We start from the raw sequence: 23,810 nt of genomic DNA on the forward strand, positions 1-23,810 counted from the left end.
TCTCTGTGCGTAATGCCTTCCACTCTGCCGTTGACTAAATTTAAACGTACACACGCCGTGATGTACAACAAAACAACCCGCTTTACAGCCTATCTTTTATGAAAACAATACTTAAAAATAGGCTGTAAAGGGGATTAACTTATAAAGTCGTATTCAGAAAAACAAAACAGACCTTTAACTTTTACTGGCATTAAGATCCTTAATTAAATTAAAGGCATAAAAGGCAATGATAAGCGCGGCAAAACCTATACAACACCACATAAACCAAGGGTGTTGCCAAAACGAAGCAGAAGCTGCTACTGTTGCCTTTGGAGCAACATAGGTTACGTTACTAATCTTAGCAAGTGGCAAAGCGTGTTTTAGGGTGTTGGTGACTTCAGAAATATCGTAATCTGGTGCAGTTAACGTTTCATTTCCGGCTGTAATCGTGTATGTGTGTGTTGCTTTTAAATTAGCGACAACATATAACGGGTGCTGCAACACTTCTAAACTTGATAGCTCTAACTTCGGATTATCTTTATTAGCGATCTCTACATATAGGTCTTGTACAGAATGGCTAGGCACATTAAAAACTAAAGGACGGTCTGAACGGATAGTAAAGCTGCTAATAAGCTGACGGTAGGTTTCTGTATTCCGATTCACTTCGCGTTCGCCTAAGGTGTATAATATCGCGTTTCGGCTATACAATTCTGGGCTTGTTATGTCTAGTTTCAACTGATTTATAATTTCAGGACGCTCAAAATGCATATGAATAGTTGTAGTCTTATCGACTTCAGAAAACGACAGCTTATGTATTGGAAGTGTTTCCATAGTCTGAGGGACAACATTCACCGATTCGGTTGTAGCACTCCCAATTTTTAATAGGTTTAAGGGTAAAGAATTCCGATCGTCGAACACCAGTTTTAAATAGGCATAATTACATAAAGGAAAATCGATAACCTTATAAACACTAGGGGCATCAGGATCGTTTAAGTCTTGAAGTTCTCCACGGTTTACAATTCCAAACCAAGTGTCCTGATCATGACTTCCTTCTAACCTATAGTGTTTACGCCCCTGATAATTAGCAATAGAAAGCACGGCTTGTTTAAGCGTGGCATTAGGATTTTTAAAAATATAAGTAGCACTAGTATCTGCTACGCGGCGACTTGAAAGGATAGTAAACGGACTAAAATTAGATACGGTAGTACTGCTATTATAAGTCTCTGGTTGCATAAAATATGGCACCTGATGTCCTGTACTATCCCAAATCCGGAAGTCACTCATATTGGGGTTGGCATAAGAACGCACCGTATGCGGAATGGAAATAAGATGCAAGCCATCTGCTTGTACTGGATCTATGTTACCTGTTACCGTGTGGTCCTGAGCAAACACCGTAATCACACTTAGCATAACCAATACGTTAATCAATAGTTTCATCTTCTGGGGTTTTGTCTTCATCGGTAACTAGAACTTTAATTTTTTGATATATAAATGAAATAATTAATATAAGAACCCCTAATAATATAAAGGCAATAATCTTTCCGGTTTCAGAAACATTACTAATATCGTACACAAATAACTTGACTATTGTTAAGCCTAAAAGCGACAGCGCAATAATACGTAATTGCTTTAATTGCTTCTTGATGCCCCAAAGTAATAACCCGAAAGCCAAGACACCCCATAATACTGGAAGCCCCGTTTTTATAATTTTGTAATGAGACGACACAAACTCGCCATAATCAAGTGCTAAAGGATCTTGTGCAGATGAGAATCCCATAATATGAAGCCCTTGCAATACCACTTCGGCACTGGTAATAAGTACCAATATAGAAACAGCAAACCACAGCGTAAGCTTATGATTAAATAAGGGGAATACTTTTTTAGGCGTATTGGTGCGATATACCAATAACCAAAAGTAAATCATAAACACAAAGCATACCATATGTAAATAATAGGCAATACGACTAGTGGTTCCTAATATAATGTGGTCTTCCAGTTCTGTAAACGGAATCTGAATACATAACACAGCAAATACAATAATGTTTACAATGGCAATAACACTAACAAGCTTAGCGGTTTTAAGCGTCCTTTTTCTATATGATAGAAAGCAAAATACAGCCGTAAATAGCATATGATATTGTACTGAAATCGCTAAAGCATCATTAAAGTCATAATACGCTAAGGCCTGATAAAGCACTTCTGCAAGACCTACAAAATACCCGACAATTACAGCAAGGATACCGGTTAACGTTCTATAAAATACAGGGTTGAAATGTAATCCGAATTGAGATACGGTTTCGGTATCTTTACGCAATAGCAAGTGCACACCAATAAATGAGGCAACCACTAAAATACCTGCCATAAATAGAGGATTAAGTACCACACCTAACTCTGAATTTGTAAAATACACTTCCCAATCCATCAACAAACTACCAAGCATTAGTAATTGTACAATTACAGCAACAAAACTATAGCTTTTAATTTGTGATTTCTGAGACAACCACAGTAACATAACGGCCTCAATAGCCCAAAATATAGTAATGCTATGTCCTGAAAACTGAACCGGAATGGCTAAAGTAATAAAGGTTAAACTCAGTCCGATTAGTAAATAAATTCCTCTTTTATCTAAACCAAACTTCTTAAATAACAATAAAGAATACCCCATGTTTAACACCGCTAAAAAGGCTGTAAAAAGACCGGTGTATTCGGGTTTGTAGTAAGATAACACCAACATGCCAACGCCATAAAACACACCGTTATTAATGGTAAGCATACTTAACTGTAAGTTTGTAAAACGCCCTTTAGATCTCAGGTTGTTTATAATATTCATGACTATAAAAATAACATAGAATACAAATCCAAATACTAAGGCGCCTAAGTAATGTGGCGCGTCACTATTAACGTCTGTAACAACCCAACCACCAAATAATATAATGGTAAATATAAACGCTAGAATATGTAGCAATTGCCATTTTTTAAAATAGGCTAAGATTAATATTCCAATATCTAAAATAGCGATATAAGTAAATAAAACGACATAGTTTCCACTTCCTGTACTAATCATAAATGGAACAGCAAACCCACCTATAAGCGATAATATAGCGAGCTCCATACGGTTATAAGACAAGGAAATTAAACAACTAAAAGCTGTGATAACAACCATAATAGCAAAGGCGACTTCTTGCCCAAAGAGTTGGTATTCGTGAAACGCAATGGCAATGGTAAAATAAAAGATTGCAATGGCTCCGGCCACAAGAACCGAACTAAATGGTGCATACTTTTGACGTAGTTTATGTGCGATAAAGAGCACTAAACTTCCTGCTAAAATACCAATACCCACACGTGCAGGTTCGTTAATCCAGTTTTTGTCTATGGCAAACTTCACAAAATAACTTATCCCTAAAACAAGAATTAGAATACCAATTTTATTAATCAGGTTTTCACCAATAAACTTCTCTAAATCAGGATTCTTTTGTTTGAAACGTTCCCAAACCGAGAGTTTAGGTGCTTCTGCTTTAGGGGGTTCTGCTACAGACTGTATAACTGTTTGTGTGGCATCAAAATTAGGTGCTGAGGTTGCTGTTTCTGCAACTGCTTCAACAGTTGGCGTAACATCTAAAGGATGTTCTATATAGTAATCGTAATCGGCTATAATGGTGCTTATAAAGGCTTTATCAGATTGTGCTTTAAAATCTTCTAAGGCTAAAACATCTATAACCTTAGCACGAAGGGGAATTAGCGTTTTAAAATCGTGAGTCTCTTCTGCAGTTTTAAATATAGATTTTATCACGCCTATATCTTTAACCGATAATTGCGCTGCTTGAGTATATGTTGGTGTGTATGGTGGTTCTGTCGGTTCTGGAGTCACTACAGGCGCTTCTGTTACAGTAAAATCTACAACCGGTGTTACAGGGTCGTTTTCAATAGCATCAACAACATCATTGTTAACAGATTTTGTGGCTTTCATCTTGTTTAACAATGCATTAAGGCCGTCTAACTTGTCGTTTAAAGTATCGATATGATCCTGTAATTGTACCCGATCTTTACGAGATCGAGATCTCTGAAGGAGTAATAAAAGGATAATAACAATAGAAAGAAAATATTCCATAAGGTCTGTAATTTGGGCGCTTCAAAAAGTGCATAGATGCAATGTAGTATTTTTTTTAGATTTAACACTTATCATATAACCAAAGGCTAAACCTAAGAATTTTAAAATCCAACTAAAGTTTAAAACCTTGCCCTTCCCTTTTTTAATGATAACGCTTACAGGATAATACCATTTCCTATTTACATTGACAAACAGCATCAGGTATTCGATCAATTTCATGCTGAAGGCACCCCACAATGGATACTCATTTCGGAACAAGGCGAACTGTTTCGTTCTATTTTTGGGTCGCAAGATAATGCCAAAAATCGCTTATTTTATGCACTAGAGAGTCTTGTTGATACTACTGATCATACAAAAACTACTGAGGATTCTTAACGGCTACAGATCCCAATATTAAAAATAACAAATACACCAAGGCGATATAACTAATATAGCTATAAGACCCTAAAGCGGTAAAACAATAGCTAAACAGACTTGGTGCAATGGCGCTACCTATCACTAAAAAGCTCATCACTTTTCCGGTAATCGCTCCTAAATGTAAACGCCCATAATATCGGGGCCAGGTTACAGCGTTTATTACAGCAAATAATCCACTCATAATACCCAAACCTGCCACTAAAGCGTACACGCCCATTGGGTTTGCTAGAAACAATAACCCTAAAGATGCTAAAACACCACCAGCCAACATGACGTACAAGTATATTTTATGACTAATATAATCACTTAGTATGTTACAAAACGTAGATACCGATAAAGCAATAATAGAAATAGGAATAAAAATAGCAATGGCATGTGCCTTGGTGTAACCTTGAGTTGCAAAAATAGACACCACATGAAAGGTAAATCCTGTAGCAAAGAAACTATTAAAGGAAATAACTAAACCAAACATCCAAAATCCTCGTGTCTTTTTGGCTTCTGTTAAGGTAAAATCTCTGACGGCTTTTTTAGGAACGTCAACTACTTTTTTAATAACCTTCTGTACGCCATCCGGAACCAAATTAAAGTCTTCTGGTTTATTCCGATACAATTGAAGAATACAAAAACTAAAGATAAATAAACATACGGCTAGAATTTGCCAACTGCGTTCCCAACCATGATTTTCTATCAGGTAATTCATCACCAAAGGCGAACTCGAGAACCCCAAAGACACCGTAACACTACTAATAGCATTAACTTTCCCCCTATTTTTATCGAACCACAGCATAATCATGTTTCGCGATGCCATTGTCAGTACCCCTTGACCACTAAACCGAATTAAGAAAAACAACACACACATTACGCCAAAAGGAACCATCCAAGACGAGACCTGAAACAGCAATTTAAGCTGTTCACTAATCTGTACAGAAATAGAACACAACACTAACGATAATCCTAAAAGTATGGTTGCTGCAAAGGCCACATAACGCGCTCCAAAACGGTCAAATAATCGCCCGGCTTTAGAGACAAAAAACGCACTTAATAACGTTCCTAACATATAGGCATTACTAAACTGATTCCGACTTAACCCCAAAGCATCTTTTACCGGATCTGTAAATACAGAAACACCAACAGTTTGTCCAGGAATACTAGCAAGCACACCAATGCTTCCTATAAAAAGAATGATATAACCGTAAAAAAAAGGGAATGTTTTAGGATTGACAAGCGAGAATTTATTAGCCGTAGACATACTATGAATTAAGTACCATAAAAGTAAGCGATTTAATTCAGTAGCCTATGGTAATACGTCTCTTTTTTAACATTAAATGCTAAACGCTTTAGGCATATTTAATTGTATTTAAAAAACAGACCTATGCAAGTGTTTAACTGATCTTATAAGTCCTTAAATAGATTTTAAATAGCATAATAAACGTACGCCACATGAATAACGGCAATAGTATATTGGAATGCATCAATAAAACCCATAAAGGAGCTTTAACTTTAATGATATTGATATGAATGTTGGTAAAACCATATTCAGAAGTACAGTCTCGGGTATAAAATATACCAGATTGAATACATCAAAATAGAAGTAATATGAATAATCAAATCGCAAAGTATGTAGCAGCGGGTATCTTAGGAACCGTAGCAATGACAATCATTATGGTAATCGCACCAAATATGGGAATGCCCAAAATGGCACCTTGGGAGTTATTATCGGGTGCAATGGGAGTTTCTATGGTATTAGGATGGGTGATGCATTTCGTGATCGGAATACTCTATGGTTTGGGATATGGATTTGTTTTCGCTCCCAAAGTACATATACACAATATCTGGTTAAAAGGAATTGTATTTGGTATGCTTGCTCTTATTACTGCACAAATAGGCATGCAAGTCATGGGCATGATATTCCAAATACCTCAAATAAAGGGCGCTATGCCATTGCGTTTAATAGCGATGCTTATCGGACATATTGTGTTTGGTATAGTTACCGCTAAAGTAATTGGAAAAAACAAATTAATTTACGCCTTTTAATATAGCAATAAAACATCATCAGTCATAAAACAAAAACCACGTAATCAATTCATTAACATTTAATTATTAATATTTTACATCATATAAAATCAATACTAATTTTACACAAGAACTCATGAAAGACATAGATTTTAGTAATTTAAAAGCCGTATTTGTTAATTGTACTTTAAAGAAATCACCCTCAGAAAGTCATACCCGTAATCTTATGGATGTATCTATAAATATTATGAAATCTGAAGGGGTTTCTGTTGAAGCCATACGCCTAGCGGACTACAATATTCCTCCAGGTGTGCAACCAGATATGACTACAGAAGGCTACGAAAAAGATGAATGGCCAGGCATTTACAAAAAAATTAAAGCTGCCGATATTTTAGTCATAGGAACTCCTATTTGGCTAGGAGAACGCTCTTCGGTCGCTTCTAAATTAATAGAACGGTTGTATGCCATGAGTGGCTACCAAAATGATAAAGGTCAATATGTATATTATGGCAAAGCTGGTGGTTGTATCATTACAGGGAATGAAGATGGTGTAAAACATTGTGCGATGGGTATGTTATATGCATTGCAACATTTAGGGTATAGCATTCCGCCACAAGCTGATGCCGGTTGGATTGGTTCTGTCGGCCCTGGACCTAGTTATGGCGATACCGAATGGAAAGGAAAAGCTATAAATCCACCAGTAGGTTACGACTCAGAATTCACCAACAGAAATACAACCTTTATGAGTTATAACTTAATGCATTTAGCTAAAATATTAAAAGCACAAGACGGTTATCCTGCTTACGGAAATTCAAGGGAAGCTTGGGATGATGGCACACGTTGGAACTTCTCAAATCCCGAATACAGATAAACACACTTAAAAAGCTTTAATCTTGTGAATTACAACAATATTAAAGCTTTTTATTCTTCTGTTTTGAAGTTTAAATCTCGCTATACATTAATCTCAACGGCTAAGGCTTAAATAAAACGAACAATCTAATACGCTTCACATGAAAACAGCCTATTAAAATTAACATTTTTTAAAGGTATCGTATCACTTTATATAGTATTTTCGCCAGCTTAAAATAATTATCAAGAATCTCAATTAAAGGAGATAGCAACCTGCAATAACGAGCAAGGTGCTAAATAGATAAGCCAATTATTTGGAACAAATGTTAATTCAGTTTTCTACAAATTTGCTACTATTCTCCTTTTAAAAATGAATAAATCATGGCAAATACAATACCAAATACCCCTAAGTTTTCTGCTTTAATTCCGTTACTCGTTTTCGTGTTTACGTTTTTAGGAGTAGGCATCTATCAAGACGATTTTTATGCTTTGCCCTCACCTATTGCTGTTATGGGAGGGATTATCGTGGCATTTGTAATGTTTAAACAGTCTATTCAATCTAAAATAGATACGTTATTAAAAGGGTGTGGCGATAATAAAATATTAACCATGTGCTTAATCTATTTACTGGCTGGTGCATTTGCTGCTATAGCAAGCGAAACAGGTAGTGTAGATGCTATTGTAAATCTGGGATTAGACTATATTGCCATTCAATATATTTATGTGGGTATTTTTATTATTGCAGGGTTTTTATCTGTATCTACAGGAACTTCTGTGGGGGCTATTGTTGCCTTAGCACCTATTGTGGTAAGCTTTGCTGATAAAAGCAGTGCCGATTTAGCCATTTTATGTGGCGCCTTATTAGGAGGAAGCATGTTTGGAGATAATTTGTCTGTAATCTCAGACACAACCATTGCAGCAACACAATCTCTAGGGGTTAAAATGAGTGATAAGTTTAAGCAGAATGTTAAAATAGCAATACCTGCTGCCTTATTTACCATAGTTATATTAGTGTTTCAAGGTTTAGGCTTAAAATCGGCAGATACAGAAACTGTAGTGTACAGCTATTCCGTTATAAAAATACTGCCTTACCTTTTTGTTATTATACTTTCGGTAGTGGGTGTTAATGTATTTGTAACCTTACTTTTAGGAACTCTATCTGCAGGGATTTTAGGTATTATTTATGGCGATTTCACACTATTAGAAGCCACTAAAATTACATATGGAGGTTTTACAAACATGACCGAAATCTTTTTACTATCCTTACTTACTGGCGGACTCGCAGCCTTAGTTGAGAAAAATGGAGGTATTGATTATATTTTAACCCACATTAGAAAACTAATTAAAAGTAAAAAAACAGCCGAGTTAGGTATTGCAACTTTAGTGAGCAGCATTAATATGGCCATTGCAAACAACACCGTATCTATTATTATAGCAGGACCAATTAGTAAAACCATTAATGATGAATATGGTTTAGACAATAAAAAAACAGCTTCTATTTTAGATATTTTCTCCTGTATTTCTCAAGGGTTATTACCTTACGGCGCACAAGTATTAATGATTTTAAGCTTTTCGAAAGGCAGAATAGATTATCTCGATTTAGTAAGTAATGCGTGGTATTTACTCTTACTACTCGTGTATACAGTGGCTTTTGTAAGTTTTAAACCCTTAACATTTATTAAGCACTAAACAACAAGGTGTCTTATGCTTTTAATAACGTAAAATAAAAGGTGGTACCCGTACCTTCTTTACTGTCTAACCAAATACGACCTTTATAGTTTGTAATAATCTTTTTAACAATAGACAACCCAACACCAGAAGACGATCCTGTGCTTTCTAATTTAGTAAATACTTTAAATACTTTTTCAAAATAATTGGGATGAATTCCCATGCCGTTATCTGTTACAAAAAACTCATAACAATCGGCTTTCTCGGTAAACCCGACATCAATAGTACCTTCAGCTTTATCACAATACTTTATTGCATTCTGAATTAAGTTTTGAAACACTTGCTTATATCTCCAACCATTGCCATACACACTAGGAAGTTCTTCTTGAATGGTTATTGTGATGTGTTTTGGAACAAAAAGGGTTTGTAAAACTTCTGTAGTGATTGTATTTAAATCTATTAATGAATGCTCTGATTTTAGTTTATCTATAGTAGAATAATCTAAAATACCTTTAATTAGAAAATCCATTTTTTCAACATTAAACAACACATGTTTTAACGAACTTAAGGCCGCTTCATCCAAAACATCCTTATGGTCGTCCATAAACCAGCCCACTAAAGTATGAATGTTAATTAACGGGGCTTTTAAATCATGAGAAACCACGTGTGCATATTCATTTAACTCTTCATTTTGAAGCGATAGGTTTTTTAACAATTCTTCTTTCTTTGCTTCCTGCGCTTTTATTTGCTCTTCATGCTCTTTTCTCTGAATTACATTAACAAGCATGTTGGCATATACAAAAAGAATATCTTTCTCGTTTTCGTTATACACGTTAATTTTCTTAACCGAATCGAAACCTATAAATCCTATTAATGTATTGTTCTTTATTTTGGGAATAGTAATTAAACTTTTAATGCCTTGAGGTTCTAAAATAGCACGTAAACCAAATTCTCCATCTTCGGGAAGTAGGCTAACGTTTTCAATTAAGAACGCCTCTCCTTTTTTATGAGCTTTAACCCATTGCGGAATATAATCTATTGGAATGTTTTGCAAATTGTCTATGGCGGGTTCTATACCTTCAGCGCACCACTCGTAAGTATTCGAACTTGTATTATTTACCAAATCATAAGAAAAGATATAGCTCCTATCAGATTCTACAAATTCTCCAATTTGCTTTAAAGAGTCCTGAATAAGCAAATCAATATCTGATAAATCTGAATTAATATAAGTTGTAGAAATACTTATTAATAAGTCCTGAAAACGCAACTGACGTTCAATAATACGATCCTTTTCTGCTTGTACAGCCTCAATGCCTATACCGCATTCTTGCTGTTCAGAACTTTTATTTTTATCGTCTAAGTATTGTTTTTTCATTCGGTTTTGGGGAATTATAGAAAGTAAACAACTTCCTTTTTAAAGATACAATTTAGATATTAATTATAAAAATTTGATTATTAAAACGTCTTGAAATATATGAATTATTTTAATGATTTGTAACCGGTTAATCCATGCGCATTCATTTTTAGGCCTCGTAAAACACCTTTCCTTTTTAAAAGATAATATAGTCACTATTTATTTTTAAAATTGAATTACAGTTTCACCAAAAACAAGTAACTTAATGGAGTTAAAAATCACAATTAAAAATGAGTAAATCACCTATACCATATTCTAGAAGATCTTTTGCAAAACTTTCAGCCTTAGGATTAGCGAGCATCCCTTTAATGGCCTTTCAGGACAACCTAGATGTGTTCTCTGCATCTGCTCCAGAAGCACTTAATGTTCATTTATTTTCAAAACATTTACAATTTTTAGATTATAACGAAATGTCTGCAGCAACTGTAGAGATGGGTTTTGATGGCTTAGATTTAACTGTTCGACCAAAAGGACATGTTTTACCCGAACGCGTCACAGATGACTTACCTAAGGCCGTCGAAGCCATGAAAGCAAACGGACTAACCCCAAAATTAATGTCGACTAACGTTTGGGATATTAGCAATAACATCCAGAAAACAGTATTAGAAACAGCCAGTCCGTTAGGGTTTACACATTACCGTACTGCATGGTTAAAATATCCTGAAGATCGATCCATACAAGACAGTCAAGCGTTGTATGCCAAACAAGCCAAAGCCTTAGAATTACTGAATAAACGTTTAGGTCTAATTGGAGGCTATCAAAACAATTCAGGTAAAAATGTGGGAGCACCTATTTGGGATTTAATACCCATTTTAGAAGCCACCAAAGGTCAATTTTTAGGAAGTCAGTATGATATTAGACACGCTGTTATTGAAGGTGGCGAAAGCTGGGAATTGGGCTTAAGACGCATAAGACCCTATATAAATACCATTGTATTAAAAGATGTAAAATGGGGCGTTGTAAACGGAAAATGGGAACCTGTAAATGTTCCTATGGGTGAAGGTATGGTCGATTTTAAACGTTACTTTTCGTTGTTAAAACAATACAAAATTAATGTACCGGTATCCCTTCATGTTGAATATGATTTAGGCGGAGCAGAACGTGGTTTAGACAAAATTACAATACCTAAAAAAGAAGTCTTAGCTCGTATTAAAAAAGATTTAGCCTTTATTAGAGAAACATGGAGTCAAACGGAATAACAATTATAATAATGATAAATCAGAAATACATATTCAAACCATAATACATCACAAAAACCTGTTTTTAAACAATTTAAAGACTTATTAGTAATGTAACACTGTAATACGAATTATATACGTAAGGCAATCATGTTATATGTTATTTTAATACATGCATACTGAAACAGCATTCTAGTTAAGATTATAAGGGATTACGTTAATAAAAGAAAGCATCCTGTATTATTTTCGACAAACAAAAAACTAGAACATATGAAAATGACATCTTTAACTTCCTTTTTATTAAGTGCATTAGTTTTGCTTTTTGCTTGTAATGATGACGATTCCAGCAATCAGAATCAAGATAAGGACACACCAGATACCGAAGGTATAGGATATGTAAAAACTGCCAATGCACCCTCAGAAATATACAACACTATCATTTCTACTTTAAACGCGAATAGCAATATTGGAATTATAGCTGAGGTAAACCATTCTGTAAACGCCCAAAACACAGATTTTTACTTAGACTATACACGAACTGTTTACTTTGGAAATCCTGCTTTAGGTACACCACTTATGCAGGAGAATATTCTAGCAGGACTAGATCTTCCGCAACGCATTACTGTATATACAGACAAAAATGGAGAAACCGTAGTGGCTTACAATTCTGTAGATTATATTATTAACAGACATGGTCTTGGAGAGGTTTCAACGACAACTATGATTGAAAACGCCCTAACCTCTATTGTAAATACAGCCACTGGTGAAAACGCTATTTTAAACGCTGTGGACACCGATAATGACACTGGTATTATTACACTATCTAGCCCCAATGATTTTGATACGACTTATAACAACATTATCAATACACTTAACAGTTTGGAACCTATAACCGTGATTGCCGAATTAGATCACCAAGCTAATGCAGCTGGTGTAGACATGGAATTAACATCGGCTAAACTTATTATTTTTGGAAACCCTACATTAGGCACCCCTTTAATGGTAGAATCTAGAACAACGGCTTTAGATTTACCTCAAAAAATGTTAGTCTATGAAGATGCTAACGGTGAAGTAAAAATAAGTTACAACAATCCAAATTACATTGCAGAACGCCATGATATCGATAATAACGATACCACTTTAACAACAATTTCTAATGCATTACAAAACATTGCAGCTTCTGGTGCGCTAGAAGAATAATATAACACCTAATTTATACCATTCTAACCCCTTGTAAGTCATTATAGGGAGTCTTTTTTGTAACGTTATGTAGACTTTAATTATTAATTTGTGATTTGACAAAAATATGCATCTTAAGAAACAGGCGTTCCCATTCATTTTTACTACATACTTTGTGTATAATAGTTATAATCTTTTAACACCACATCTATAAATTCCTTATCGTTTTTATGTGCAGATTTAATACCCGTAACTTCTATAATTTTAGTACGTAACTTAACAAGCGTTTTATAGTCGTTTACTTTAGCCGCCATGTTAAACGTCTCTTTAATAATTCGAGCATCGTTATCAGACAAGCGAATAACCGACGGATAAATAGGCTTATAAGCATCAGTAATTTGTTCTAAAATAGTATCCGAAAACTTCACATCGTCTTTCAAATAAATAACAACCGTATTCGCCATTATATCTCCAAAACGCTGATTTTTATTTGTAAATAAGATCATGAAAAAACCAACAAGTTTTCCTAAAATAAAAATCACTATTAAGAGTTCGTACCTAGATCCCAAACCTAATGAAGCTATATAAACATAGATTAAAGAGAAGAAATTAAAATCGATAGTCCTTAAAAACCAACGGATAACATAATCTGTAATTGAGGGTTTAAAGCCATCAATATTTATCACTTTAATTTTAAGTAGTTTCTTACCAATGGTTTGTCCGTTTAATAATAGTTCAGAATAAAGAGAATAAAACGTCACTGGTAATAAAATTAATATATCTATGGCCTTTATAGACCATTGATCGTGATCTAGTGTGTTTTCAATCACATGAAAGTCTAAATACTTATAAGCAAAGTAGATATATGCTATTTTTATAACGTTATCTATTATAAAAGCAGACAACCGCTGGCCGACGTTTGCCATAGTAAAATTGATGTCTACATTTTGTGCTGTTTTTATTTGGAGTCTTTTCATTCAATGTTTAAATTCGCCTTAATGAGAGAAGTCGCTTTTATAAAGCAAAATAAAGAAAAATGGCTTGAATTTGAGCAAATAAGTTCAAATAAAGATAAAAAAAGCCCAGACGATATTGCCAATTTGCATATTAAAATCATGAACGATTTGGTATATGCACAAACCTACTACCCTAAAAGTAAAGTGACTATCTATTTAAATAAACTAGCAAAATCTAGTTTCGATACGGTATATCATACAAAGCGAAGACATAAAAATGTTGCTTTTAATTTTTTTTTCGACACCATTCCGCTGCTCACTTACAAGCATAGAAAATATATTTATATCTCATTTATATTCTTCTTTATCTGTTTCTTTATAGGACTACTGTCTACGTTTAACGACGATACGTTTGCTAGACAGATTTTAGGAAATAACTACATAGACCAAACATTAGAAAATATAGAAAGCGGAGATGCTATGGCCATTTATAAAGGCGGTAGCAATTGGGGAACGTTTATTGGTATTTACGATAACAACCAACGTGTAGGCTTAAATATGTTTCTTTCTGGATTGTTTTTAGGTATAGGTACCGGATTTTACATTGTTTACAACGCCATTATGGTTGCTGTTTTTCAAGCATTTTTCTATCAGCACAATAGTTTTTTCGATAGTATAAAAGGCATATGGATTCATGGAACTTACGAGATTTTTGGAATGATTATAGAGGCTGCAGCTGGTTATATTATTGGCGCAAGTATACTATTTCCGGGTACCTTAAAACGATTTCAGTCGTTTAAAATAGGTGTTAGAGAAGCCTTTTTTATTTTTATAAGTACCATTCCCTTTACCATTATGGCAGCACTTTTAGAAGGCTATATTACTAGATATTCTAATAAAATGCCAGTCGTTATGTGTTTTGCTATTATTATTTTTAGTCTAGCATCTATTAGTTATTATTATCTCGTTCTACCATTTCAAGTAGCAAAAAAACACGCCTTAAGATAATGAAGAGCACACTTTTAATCCTACTACTATCTCTAACTCCTTTTTACGGCTTTGCTATATCGTCTCAAGATGTGTTTCAAGTAGAAACAGATTCAATCGTGCACAATAAGAACACGAACATAACAGCGAATAGGTCTTATAAAATCAATTTAAAAGAAAAATATAACGACAAAGATTTTAAATACGTAGATGATGTAAAAGCACCTAAAGCCGATAAAAATGAAGCCGTGAATCCAAAACTGCCTACAGATAGTTTTAATTTTTTATCTGCTTTTTTACATTTCATGACCTCAGTTTTTCCGTTTCTTTTAGGCGCTATTATTGTGTTTATTATTATAAAAACCTTTGTCGGATCTGATGTTGGTTTTTGGAATTTTAAAAATTCAACCCAAAAAGTTGCCGACAAACTAATATACGAAGACGAAGATATTCACGATACAGATTTTAACACGCTCCTTGAAAAAGCGATTTCAGAAGGAGATTTCAGGTTAGCAACTCGATATTATTACTTGTCTTTATTAAAAAAATTATCAGATAAAAAGACCATAACCTACCATAAAGACAAAACCAATACCGAGTATGTTTTTGAAATTGAAAATAAAAAGATTAGATCACAATTTTCCGACGTGTCTTACATATACAGCTATGTTTGGTACGGCGAGTTCCCTTTAGATTCCCAGACCTTTAAGACGGTAGAAAAGAAATATAAATCCATTTTTAATGCTATACTTTGAGTTTCATTAATCACATAAAACCCTACCTCTTTCTAATTATTTTATGCAGTTTAACCAGTTGTAATAAAACAGATTGGCACGAAAACTTTAAAGAGAAAAACAAGAGCCCTTTTGGTACTTATATTGTTTATAATGAAGCTGACAATCTATTCGATACCGATGTACATTATCTAGAAGAAAATATTTACGACTATCTTTTTGAACATGTCAAAGAAGATAATTTTGGTAATTACATCTGTATTAAATCTGAAGCCACTAAACTTGATCCAGATGGTGAAGATTATTTATTAGACTATGTAAAACGAGGTAATTCTGTTTTTTTATCACTCAATTATTTTGATAATCACTTAAAAGACACTTTAAAGTTTACGACCAAAAACCTAAACGAATACGCATCTACTCCAGAAGATTTAAAAGTCTTGAAAGGCAAACTGTATTTAGAAGATGAAGCATTTAAAACTGATACGTTTCAGTTTGATAGAAACATCAGAAAACATTATTTCGATACATATAATACCAACACGACCATTGTACTAGGCACACTAGAAGTCGATGGAAAAAAACAACCCAATTTTATAAAGGTTTATTATGGCGAAGGGGCTATATATTTACATACAAACCCTGTTGTTTTTACAAATTTTAATATGATAAACGGACGAGAAACCTATGCAGAACATCTGTTTTCTTATATACCGTTTGGAGACATTTTATGGGATCCGCAAATAAAATCGAGTCAGTATAGTCCGCCTAAAGCAGATAACCAAGCATCTATTTTTAAATTCTTTTTACAGCACGAAACTTTATCATGGTTTTTAGCCGTGTCTAGCATTGGATTACTGCTGTTTATGCTCTTTAATGCCAGACGAAAACAAAGAGCTATTCCAATTATAAAGCCTCTACAAAATTCGACAATAGAGTTTGCTCAAACCATTTCTAATTTATATCTCAAAGAAAAAGATCATAAAAACTTAGTCGATAAGAAAATTGCTTACTTTTTAGAAAAAGTAAGAGAAAACTATTTAATAAACACGACCAATTTAAACAGTCAGTTTATACAAAATCTAGCATTAAAATCTAATAACGAATTACAGAGTACAAAATATCTAATTAACACTATAATTGATTTAAACAAGAAACATGAATGTTCTGAAAACGAATTAATTACACTAAATAAAATGATAGAAAATTTCTTTAATAAATAACATAATGGAAGAACAAATTAATACTGAAGTTTCAGAAAATATAGAATTTAAAAATAGAATAGATGTTTCTGAATTACAAGAAGCTGTTCACAACATTAAAAAACAATTAAAAAAAGTAATTGTTGGCCAGAAAGACATGATGGATTTGCTTATTGTAGCCCTTTTAGCAAATGGACATGTATTAATTGAAGGTGTACCTGGCGTCGCAAAAACCATTACAGCTAAATTATTATCTAAAACCATGGATGTCGATTTTAGCAGAATTCAGTTTACTCCAGATTTAATGCCTTCAGACATATTAGGGACTTCTGTGTTTAATGCCAAAACATCCGATTTCGAATTTAAGAAAGGCCCTATCTTTTCAAGCATGATTTTAATAGACGAGATTAACAGAGCTCCTGCAAAAACTCAAGCCGCTTTGTTTGAAGTGATGGAAGAAAAGCAAGTAACTATAGATGGTAAAACCTATAAAATGAAAGAACCGTTTATTGTTTTAGCTACCCAAAACCCTATAGAACAAGAAGGCACCTATAGATTACCTGAAGCACAATTAGACCGTTTTCTTTTTAAAATTAATGTCGAATACCCTACGGCCAACGAAGAATTAGAAATTATTATTAGAGAACAGGCTTTAGTAAACGCCAATAAGATTGAAAAAATTGAAGCCATAATTACAGGAGAAAAAATTGAACATTATAGAGCCTTAATCAATCAAATAAACTTAGAAGACAATTTATTAAAATACATTGCCAATATCGTGGTAAATACACGATCTAACTCCTTTTTATATTTAGGAGCATCGCCAAGAGCCAGTATTGCTATTTTAAAAGCCTCTAAAGCGTTTGCAGCTATTGAAGGTAGAGACTTTGTAACTCCAGAAGATATTAAAAAAGCAGCCATTCCTGTGCTTCAGCACAGAGTTATTGTAACTCCAGAAAGAGAAATGGAAGGTTTATCTAGCATACAAATTATAGAACAAATTATTGAAGCCGTAGAGATTCCGAGATAGCCCAATGAAAAAACTATACAGTGCTTTATTTTTAAACCATAGATTCTTCTACATTTTAGCTGGTATTGCAGTCTTATTTGTGGTCGGTTTTTTTGTACCTATTGTGTTTTATATCTCTAAAATACTGCTATTTATTCTGTCGCTTTTAGTTCTGGTTGATATATTTATCCTTTTTAATAAAACTCATGGCATTACTGTAGAACGGGTGTTACCTGAAAGATTATCTAACGGCGATGAAAATAAAATCACATTGCATACCGAAAATAAATATGCTTTTTTAAGTCATATTTCCATTATTGAAGAACTTCCTTTTCAATTTCAAAAACGCGATTTTAGTTTTAATTTAACATTACAAACTAAAGAACGTAAAACCATTCATTACAACCTTAAACCAACACAAAGAGGACTTTATAATTTCGGACATATAAATGCTTATGCATCTACTCCACTTCAATTAGCTACTAAAAAATATATTCTAGGCGAAGAAAAAGAACTTAAATGTTATCCTTCATTTTTAAAATTAAGAGCCTTTAGTTTTAAAGCCTTTACAGATGCTACCATATCTTACGGCTCAAAAAAAGTAAGACGTATTGGCCATTCTTTAGAGTTTGAACAAATTAAAGAGTATGTGTCTGGAGACGATATTAGAACACTAAACTGGAAAGCGACAGCAAAGCGTAATCAGTTAATGATTAATCAATATGTCGAAGAAAAATCGCAACCCGTGTACTCTGTGATCGATAAGGGGCGTGCCATGCAAATGCATTTTAATAACATTAGCTTATTAGATTATGCCGTGAACTCAACACTAGCCATTAGCGATGTTATTTTAAGAAAACAAGATAAAGCAGGGATGCTCACTTTTTCTAAACATGTAGAAGATATTATTGTTGCCGAACAAAGAAACTCGCAAATGCATTTAATTTCTGAAGCATTATACAATATAAAAACAGATTTTTCTGAATCTGATTTCAGTAGTTTATATGCAGTAGTAAAACGTAAAATTACCAACAGAAGTTTATTTATTTTATATACAAACTTTGAAACTATAGATGGTTTAAACCGACAACTCCCCTATTTAAGAGCTTTAGCAAAAAATCATTTATTGTTAGTTGTCTTTTTTAAAAACACAGAATTAAATGTGTTAATAAACTCAAAATCAGAGCACATACAAGATGTATATGATACTATTATTGCCGAGAAATTTATGCACGAGAAAAAACGAATTGTAAAAGCTTTACAAAAATATGGCATACAATCGGTATTAACAGAACCTCAAAATTTAACAGGAGACACCATAAATAAATATTTAGAATTAAAGTCTAGAGGGCTTTTTTAATTAAATAAAAACAATGTTACTTATTGAATTTGTTAAATAAAAAAAGAAATTTATTACATTAGCAGTACTAACCTTAATTAATTAACAATGAATTGGTATTTAAAAGTAGTAAAAGAACATTACGCAGACTTTAAAGGACGTGCAAGACGTCAAGAATATTGGATGTTTGTTCTAATAAACATGATTATTTCTTGGTCTTTAAGCTTATTCGATTATGTTTTGGGCACATCGTTTTTTGCTATAATTTCTGGTTTGTATTCTTTAGCTGTTATCATTCCAGGTATAGCTGTTAGCGTAAGACGCTTGCATGATGTTGGTAAAAGTGGCTGGTATCTTTTATTGTCTTTAATCCCTATAATTGGATGGATTTGGCTACTTATTCTTATGGTTACAGATGGAGAATCTGGACCTAACAACTGGGGAGACAATCCTAAAGGACTTGGAAACGATAGTGCTATAGATTCTATTGGTAAAGAATAATTGTAGTCCTTTACATAAGTATACAATACCAAAAGGTGTTATGATCATTCATGATTATAACACCTTTTTTACATGCCTTTTATTAATTTATTTTTCACAACAACAACAGCTCTAATTATATACCGCGTTACAAATCATTTTAATCTATTTTTTTATAGATCACTCCTGGACCGTCACATGTATTCCAAGAACTTAAAAAAAATGGTTTCAGATTCAAGACTCATTATGTCTTCAGATTTTGACGTACAAGATCCAACAATTTCACTTTCATTATCAAAGGTAACTGTAATTAAAGGTTTATTAGAATTATTAATAAAATGATATGTTCCAGAAGCTTCAGTTATAACTCCATCTCTATCTCTTAATTTTATAAAAGTTTCGTCGGCTTGTAACAGATAGGTTTCTTGCCATTCCATATCTGCTCCTAGCGTATCAGAATCTAGAAGATTACCAGTCATTTGTATAAGCTTCCAATTCCCTATTATTTTAGTTTCTAAATCAATATCATCATCAGTAGGCAATAGTTTTCAATTTTAACCACATTTTTTCCCTAAATGAAGAAAGGGCCTGTAAGTATAATATTGTAAAACTTCTTCTAAAGCCATTTTAAGAGCTTTGTTTATAGGCAGAATGAGACTTCCAAGGTTAAAATCTATCTGATTTAATTGCATATAATATTCTGTAAAGACAGGAACATAAAGACCTTCTGTTATTGCTTCGGCAGTTGAATTATAATTCTCAGCTTGACCTTCTTTGATAATTTTACAAGTAGCCAATCTTAAATTTCCAAATTTATCAGTATTGGCAGCAAATCCGAACAGTCTACAAATTAAACCTCTATATTTATAATCGCTACAACGACCTTGATTAATAACAGATAAAGGTTTGTAAATGAAACAAGTTGGACTTTGATTTTTATTAAGCTGAACTAATGTCTTTTCGGCTTCTCCAATTAAAAACAAATGAAATGCCCATGGTAAAAACTCTACAGGTGAAGCTTCTATATTTGGATAAGTACAACATTTTCCACAGCCAGAAACACAACTAAGTCTTGATGATTGATTAAACTGAATGGTTTCTTGTTCTAATTTAGAAAAAAGATTTTCTACTAATTGAACTTTACGCTCTATCGACATTATTTTTTATCGAAAGTAGACTTAATATTCTTACGAAATTTGATTTATTCTTTAAAATAAATTAATAAGGTTTTAATGAGTGGGTTTTAACAGACGGTTTTGAACGTTTTACAAGTGGCAGTGAATTATGTAGATGTGCTAGATCAATATACAACCGATTAGTTGCCAAAGGAAAGAGTAAAAAATTAGCATTAATAGTCGTGTGTAATACCCTCACTAAAACAGGCTTTTGCCATAGCCAAATCAGGATTAACCTATGATACTAATTATAGAAGTGTTTTAGTGGAAAATTAATGCCTTTTTACTTGTTTTTTACCACAGTACGTTGTTGTAAGTAGTTATTTGTCTCTTAATTATTTCTAATTTTCTTTATCAGTTTGAGTTTTATTGAAAATTGAATCAATCGGTCCTTTATATGGATTTGAATCATGTTTTATAATTAACCAAACTAATAATGCTAAAGCTCCGGTTGTAATCCAAATGATTTTTTTACTTCGTTTTTTAGTTTATTTGACTTATAAAAATTCAAGATTTTAATTAAAATAAATACCGTAATTATCCAAATACTAAAAACTTTTACCAAGTCAACTGCATCAAGAAAATATCCCAGAAAATCCTGTCCCTCAGCAATGCTAGGAATGGCATAAATATTAATATATAACTTACATGTTTTCTCATTTTAGTGAATTTTTTATTATCTGTTACCTTTCAAAAACCTGAGAAAAGAAAAAATATTTGAAGCGCCTTAGTTTCTTTCTTTTTTATGATCAATTTTTATCCTGACTGAATAGACAAATTAAGCAAGTTTTATAATTTTTTGTCCGTTTTATTTTCTTTAATAGAGTCTTTTATTAGTGCGTTATAAATATATTCAGGTGTCTTTTTCTTTAGCTTAGACATTTCTTTTTCGAAGTGCTTAGATAGAAATTCTTTTTCCTTCACGTTCAAATTTTCAAGAATTCCAACTCGACCATAAAAACTTATGTTTTCGTCTTCTTTATGCACAAGAACTATTAATGGATATCCATTTTGAGCTTCAAACATTTCCAAGTTATTCTCAATTCCCGTTTTTGGATTTGGTCGGTCTAAAAAATAAGTGAAACTCACATTTTTTTCGATTGTACTGTCGAAAGGGTCACTTGTCGGATTTGCATAATTTATAATTCCTTGAACTTCATAAAAATCGGTTTCGTTATAGTCCGAGTATTTCTTTTCAGACTTGCAAGAAAAAAGTCCGAATGACAGAATTAATAGTATGGTTAGCATTTTTCTCAAATTACTTACAACGGTCTTATTTATAATTAGTGGCGTGGGTTAGCACTTAACTTTGCAAGTACACACCAAACTAAAAATCCGCGAAGATTTTCAGAAGTATGCGAGAACAAGCAATTACTTATAGCCATTGTTGTAAACAGTGCTTTTTCTGTTCTAATTTTTAATTCAGACTTCCAACTATAAAATTCAAGAGTTTATACGCTACAATTCCTAATCCAGTTCCAATTAACATCCAGTAAATTCTTTGTTTTTTGTCCGCTTGAATTATTTGTTTTTCAATTGTCTTTCCATTTTTTAATAATTCTATCTCAATTTCTCTCTTGTCAAACTGTTTGTATTTAGTTTTCAAGATAAAATTTTCAGAATTCAGATTAAGTTTGTGCTTAATTCCAGAGAATGAGAATTTTTTAGAAATCATTTTTCCGTTCAATAAAACACTTTCAATTCCGAATACAGAATTCAGAAATTCTATTTTATGGTTTTCAATATTAAATTCAGCGTATTTCATTTTTGTTCAGTTTTTTTTTGCATTGTGTACAACGGTTTTGTGTAAGCGTCAGTAACGGGAAAGTGCACGAGTACTTTCCGCTGACGCACCTAATTTAGCAAAACGAGTTGAATTTCCGATTAGGAAATTCGGCCGTTATTGCGCTTACACGTTGTTGTGTGTAGTTTTTAATGAATTATTGAGTCAGTTGCTATTCCGTTTTCCCCTATTACTGTTTTAATTAACTTGCCTTTTTTATTATAATATTTTATCTCGCCATCAAATAAATTATTTTTTGCAAAACCAGTGTAATTTAATTCTCCAGTCTCATAATAAACTTTAACTTCACCACACTTTACAGTTCCTTTGATATTAAACTCTTGAGCTAAATTCCCGTTTTCGTAGAATAATTTGGCTTTGCCATTTGGCTCTCCATCTTTCATTTCTAAAATTTTTTCCAGTTTACCATTCTCAAGATATCTATGAGTAACCCAAGTCGATGAGCGTGAAATAGTGTCCAATTTTATTATGTCAAGCGCTTTTAAATTTCCATTTTCGTAATAGAATTTGCACGTGTCAATTTTTTCACCGTTCCAATAGCTACATTCTGCTTGTAAATTTCCATTAGAATGATAACGAATGGATTTACCGTGAGCCTTATTGTCATTTAAGAAGTTGATTTCTTCTAAAGCTCCATTTTCATAATAATGAAAAGCTTTTCCCATGAGTTTGCCATTCACATATTTTGCGGAATCTCTTAATTTACCATTTTCCCAATAATCAATTCTAATTCCATTATAATTATCGTTGTTGTATCCAATAATTTGTTTTACAGTTTTGCCATCTTTTCTGTAGAATTTCCATTCTCCTTGAAACATTCCATTTTCAATAAGTCCCTCTGATTGTAACAATCTGAGATTAGAGTGATAGCCCTTGTAATATCCATTTTCATATACTGTTTTACTTATCGAATCTAATTTGTAAGTAGTTGTGCGTACTAATTTGTCTTCCAAATTGTAAAATTTAAGAATTCTGTTTGGGAAACTGTCAATTACCTCAAGTTCTAAATATCTATTACCATTTGGAAAAAAGTAAGTCGAAAAAGATTTGGGTAATTTTATATCCAAATCAGGATTTATTTTTTGCCATTTTCCAGCTTTACCATTTTCTTGATAAAACACATAGTTTTCATTCCTGTATTTTTCATTGGAAATATCTTCTTTACAAGAATTAAAGATTAAAAATAGAAGTAGTAAATATTGTATTTTCAATTTAGCAGATTGGTTTGGTTAAATTATACACAACGTGTTTCTTTAGTTTGTATTAAATAACTTTAGCTAGAAAAAGAGGAGAACTATAACGTGTTTAAGAATTGTAGT

Annotated in this window: 21 protein-coding genes, 1 pseudogene and 1 riboswitch; of the genes and pseudogenes, 12 read left to right on the top strand and 10 right to left on the bottom strand. The window is 32.9% G+C overall.

Annotation, left to right across the window (positions count from 1 at the left end; translation table 11 throughout):
* Nucleotides 1–174: 174 nt before the first annotated feature.
* The 3 genes from Q1B05_RS08800 to Q1B05_RS08810 form a co-directional block, all read right to left on the bottom strand.
* The gene (locus tag Q1B05_RS08800; RefSeq protein WP_299779707.1) at nt 175–1,416 is read right to left on the bottom strand and encodes a DUF3999 family protein; all 1,242 of its coding nucleotides are present in this window, start codon (nt 1,414–1,416) and stop codon (nt 175–177) included.
* Nucleotides 1,400–4,087, bottom strand: coding sequence for a DUF2339 domain-containing protein (locus Q1B05_RS08805; RefSeq protein WP_299779709.1), 2,688 nt, complete (start codon nt 4,085–4,087; stop codon nt 1,400–1,402). The genes Q1B05_RS08800 and Q1B05_RS08805 overlap by 17 nt, the downstream gene beginning before the upstream one ends.
* Before the next feature lie 358 nt (nt 4,088–4,445).
* Entirely contained in the window at nt 4,446–5,753 is a 1,308-nt protein-coding gene (locus Q1B05_RS08810) for a nitrate/nitrite transporter (RefSeq protein WP_299779711.1), read from the bottom strand.
* A gap of 347 nt (nt 5,754–6,100) precedes the next feature.
* Here Q1B05_RS08810 and Q1B05_RS08815 point away from each other — a divergent pair, with 347 nt between their 5' ends.
* The 3 genes from Q1B05_RS08815 to Q1B05_RS08825 all read left to right on the top strand — a co-directional run bounded on the left by Q1B05_RS08815 (nt 6,101) and on the right by Q1B05_RS08825 (nt 9,055).
* Nucleotides 6,101–6,538 (top strand): DUF6789 family protein, encoded by a 438-nt coding sequence (locus Q1B05_RS08815; protein ID WP_366944348.1) that lies wholly within the window; start codon nt 6,101–6,103, stop codon nt 6,536–6,538.
* A gap of 115 nt (nt 6,539–6,653) precedes the next feature.
* Nucleotides 6,654–7,388: a flavodoxin family protein gene (locus Q1B05_RS08820; protein WP_299779715.1), complete on the top strand. Its 735-nt coding sequence runs from the start codon at nt 6,654–6,656 to the stop codon at nt 7,386–7,388.
* 213 nt (nt 7,389–7,601) lie between these two features.
* A riboswitch (SAM-I-IV-variant riboswitch) is annotated at nt 7,602–7,700 on the top strand.
* Nucleotides 7,701–7,747: 47 nt separating this feature from the next.
* Complete coding sequence (locus Q1B05_RS08825) at nt 7,748–9,055, top strand: Na+/H+ antiporter NhaC family protein (protein WP_299779717.1); 1,308 nt, start codon at nt 7,748–7,750, stop codon at nt 9,053–9,055.
* A gap of 13 nt (nt 9,056–9,068) precedes the next feature.
* Here the strand turns inward: Q1B05_RS08825 and Q1B05_RS08830 are convergent, their stop codons facing one another.
* Nucleotides 9,069–10,409, bottom strand: coding sequence for an ATP-binding protein (locus tag Q1B05_RS08830; protein WP_299779719.1), 1,341 nt, complete (start codon nt 10,407–10,409; stop codon nt 9,069–9,071).
* A 269-nt stretch (nt 10,410–10,678) separates the two neighbouring features.
* Here Q1B05_RS08830 and Q1B05_RS08835 point away from each other — a divergent pair, with 269 nt between their 5' ends.
* A complete protein-coding gene (locus Q1B05_RS08835; RefSeq protein WP_299779720.1) occupies nt 10,679–11,647 on the top strand; it encodes a TIM barrel protein in 969 nt (322 codons plus the stop codon).
* A 249-nt stretch (nt 11,648–11,896) separates the two neighbouring features.
* A complete protein-coding gene (locus Q1B05_RS08840; protein ID WP_299779721.1) occupies nt 11,897–12,826 on the top strand; it encodes a DUF302 domain-containing protein in 930 nt (309 codons plus the stop codon).
* Nucleotides 12,827–12,969: 143 nt separating this feature from the next.
* On the opposite strand, the gene Q1B05_RS08845 is transcribed toward Q1B05_RS08840, so the two are convergent.
* Nucleotides 12,970–13,782 (bottom strand): RDD family protein, encoded by an 813-nt coding sequence (locus Q1B05_RS08845; RefSeq protein ID WP_299779722.1) that lies wholly within the window; start codon nt 13,780–13,782, stop codon nt 12,970–12,972.
* 21 nt (nt 13,783–13,803) lie between these two features.
* Here Q1B05_RS08845 and Q1B05_RS08850 point away from each other — a divergent pair, with 21 nt between their 5' ends.
* The 6 genes from Q1B05_RS08850 to Q1B05_RS08875 all read left to right on the top strand — a co-directional run bounded on the left by Q1B05_RS08850 (nt 13,804) and on the right by Q1B05_RS08875 (nt 19,533).
* Nucleotides 13,804–14,769 carry a stage II sporulation protein M gene (locus Q1B05_RS08850; protein WP_299779723.1) on the top strand — a complete coding sequence of 322 codons (966 nt, stop codon included), beginning with the start codon at nt 13,804–13,806 and terminating at the stop codon, nt 14,767–14,769.
* The gene (locus Q1B05_RS08855) at nt 14,769–15,503 is read left to right on the top strand and encodes a hypothetical protein (protein ID WP_299779724.1); all 735 of its coding nucleotides are present in this window, start codon (nt 14,769–14,771) and stop codon (nt 15,501–15,503) included. The genes Q1B05_RS08850 and Q1B05_RS08855 overlap by 1 nt, the downstream gene beginning before the upstream one ends.
* Nucleotides 15,500–16,705, top strand: a complete 1,206-nt coding sequence (locus Q1B05_RS08860) for a hypothetical protein (RefSeq protein ID WP_299779725.1) — start codon at nt 15,500–15,502, stop codon at nt 16,703–16,705. The genes Q1B05_RS08855 and Q1B05_RS08860 overlap by 4 nt, the downstream gene beginning before the upstream one ends.
* Nucleotides 16,706–16,709: 4 nt before the next feature.
* On the top strand, nt 16,710–17,714 hold the full coding sequence (locus Q1B05_RS08865) for a MoxR family ATPase (protein WP_299779726.1): 1,005 nt from the start codon (nt 16,710–16,712) through the stop codon (nt 17,712–17,714).
* Between the two features lie 4 nt (nt 17,715–17,718).
* Complete coding sequence (locus tag Q1B05_RS08870) at nt 17,719–19,053, top strand: DUF58 domain-containing protein (RefSeq protein ID WP_299779728.1); 1,335 nt, start codon at nt 17,719–17,721, stop codon at nt 19,051–19,053.
* Nucleotides 19,054–19,140: 87 nt separating this feature from the next.
* Nucleotides 19,141–19,533 (top strand): DUF805 domain-containing protein, encoded by a 393-nt coding sequence (locus Q1B05_RS08875; RefSeq protein ID WP_299779730.1) that lies wholly within the window; start codon nt 19,141–19,143, stop codon nt 19,531–19,533.
* Nucleotides 19,534–19,706: 173 nt separating this feature from the next.
* On the opposite strand, the gene Q1B05_RS08880 is transcribed toward Q1B05_RS08875, so the two are convergent.
* A complete protein-coding gene (locus tag Q1B05_RS08880) occupies nt 19,707–20,054 on the bottom strand; it encodes a hypothetical protein (protein ID WP_299779732.1) in 348 nt (115 codons plus the stop codon).
* Between the two features lie 12 nt (nt 20,055–20,066).
* Entirely contained in the window at nt 20,067–20,669 is a 603-nt protein-coding gene (locus tag Q1B05_RS08885) for a YkgJ family cysteine cluster protein (protein ID WP_299779734.1), read from the bottom strand.
* Nucleotides 20,670–20,752: 83 nt separating this feature from the next.
* Here Q1B05_RS08885 and Q1B05_RS08890 point away from each other — a divergent pair.
* A pseudogene (locus Q1B05_RS08890) lies at nt 20,753–20,963 on the top strand (IS110 family transposase); the annotation flags it as partial.
* 513 nt (nt 20,964–21,476) lie between these two features.
* On the opposite strand, the gene Q1B05_RS08895 reads toward Q1B05_RS08890, so the two are convergent.
* The 3 genes from Q1B05_RS08895 to Q1B05_RS08905 form a co-directional block, all read right to left on the bottom strand.
* Nucleotides 21,477–21,935 (bottom strand): hypothetical protein, encoded by a 459-nt coding sequence (locus Q1B05_RS08895; protein ID WP_299779736.1) that lies wholly within the window; start codon nt 21,933–21,935, stop codon nt 21,477–21,479.
* Between the two features lie 169 nt (nt 21,936–22,104).
* Nucleotides 22,105–22,452 (bottom strand): hypothetical protein, encoded by a 348-nt coding sequence (locus Q1B05_RS08900; protein ID WP_299779738.1) that lies wholly within the window; start codon nt 22,450–22,452, stop codon nt 22,105–22,107.
* Between the two features lie 167 nt (nt 22,453–22,619).
* Complete coding sequence (locus Q1B05_RS08905) at nt 22,620–23,702, bottom strand: toxin-antitoxin system YwqK family antitoxin (RefSeq protein ID WP_299779740.1); 1,083 nt, start codon at nt 23,700–23,702, stop codon at nt 22,620–22,622.
* Between the last annotated feature and the right edge of the window lie 108 nt (nt 23,703–23,810).

Source organism: uncultured Formosa sp., from assembly GCF_947500765.1.
Taxonomy (GTDB): Bacteria; Bacteroidota; Bacteroidia; order Flavobacteriales; family Flavobacteriaceae; genus Formosa.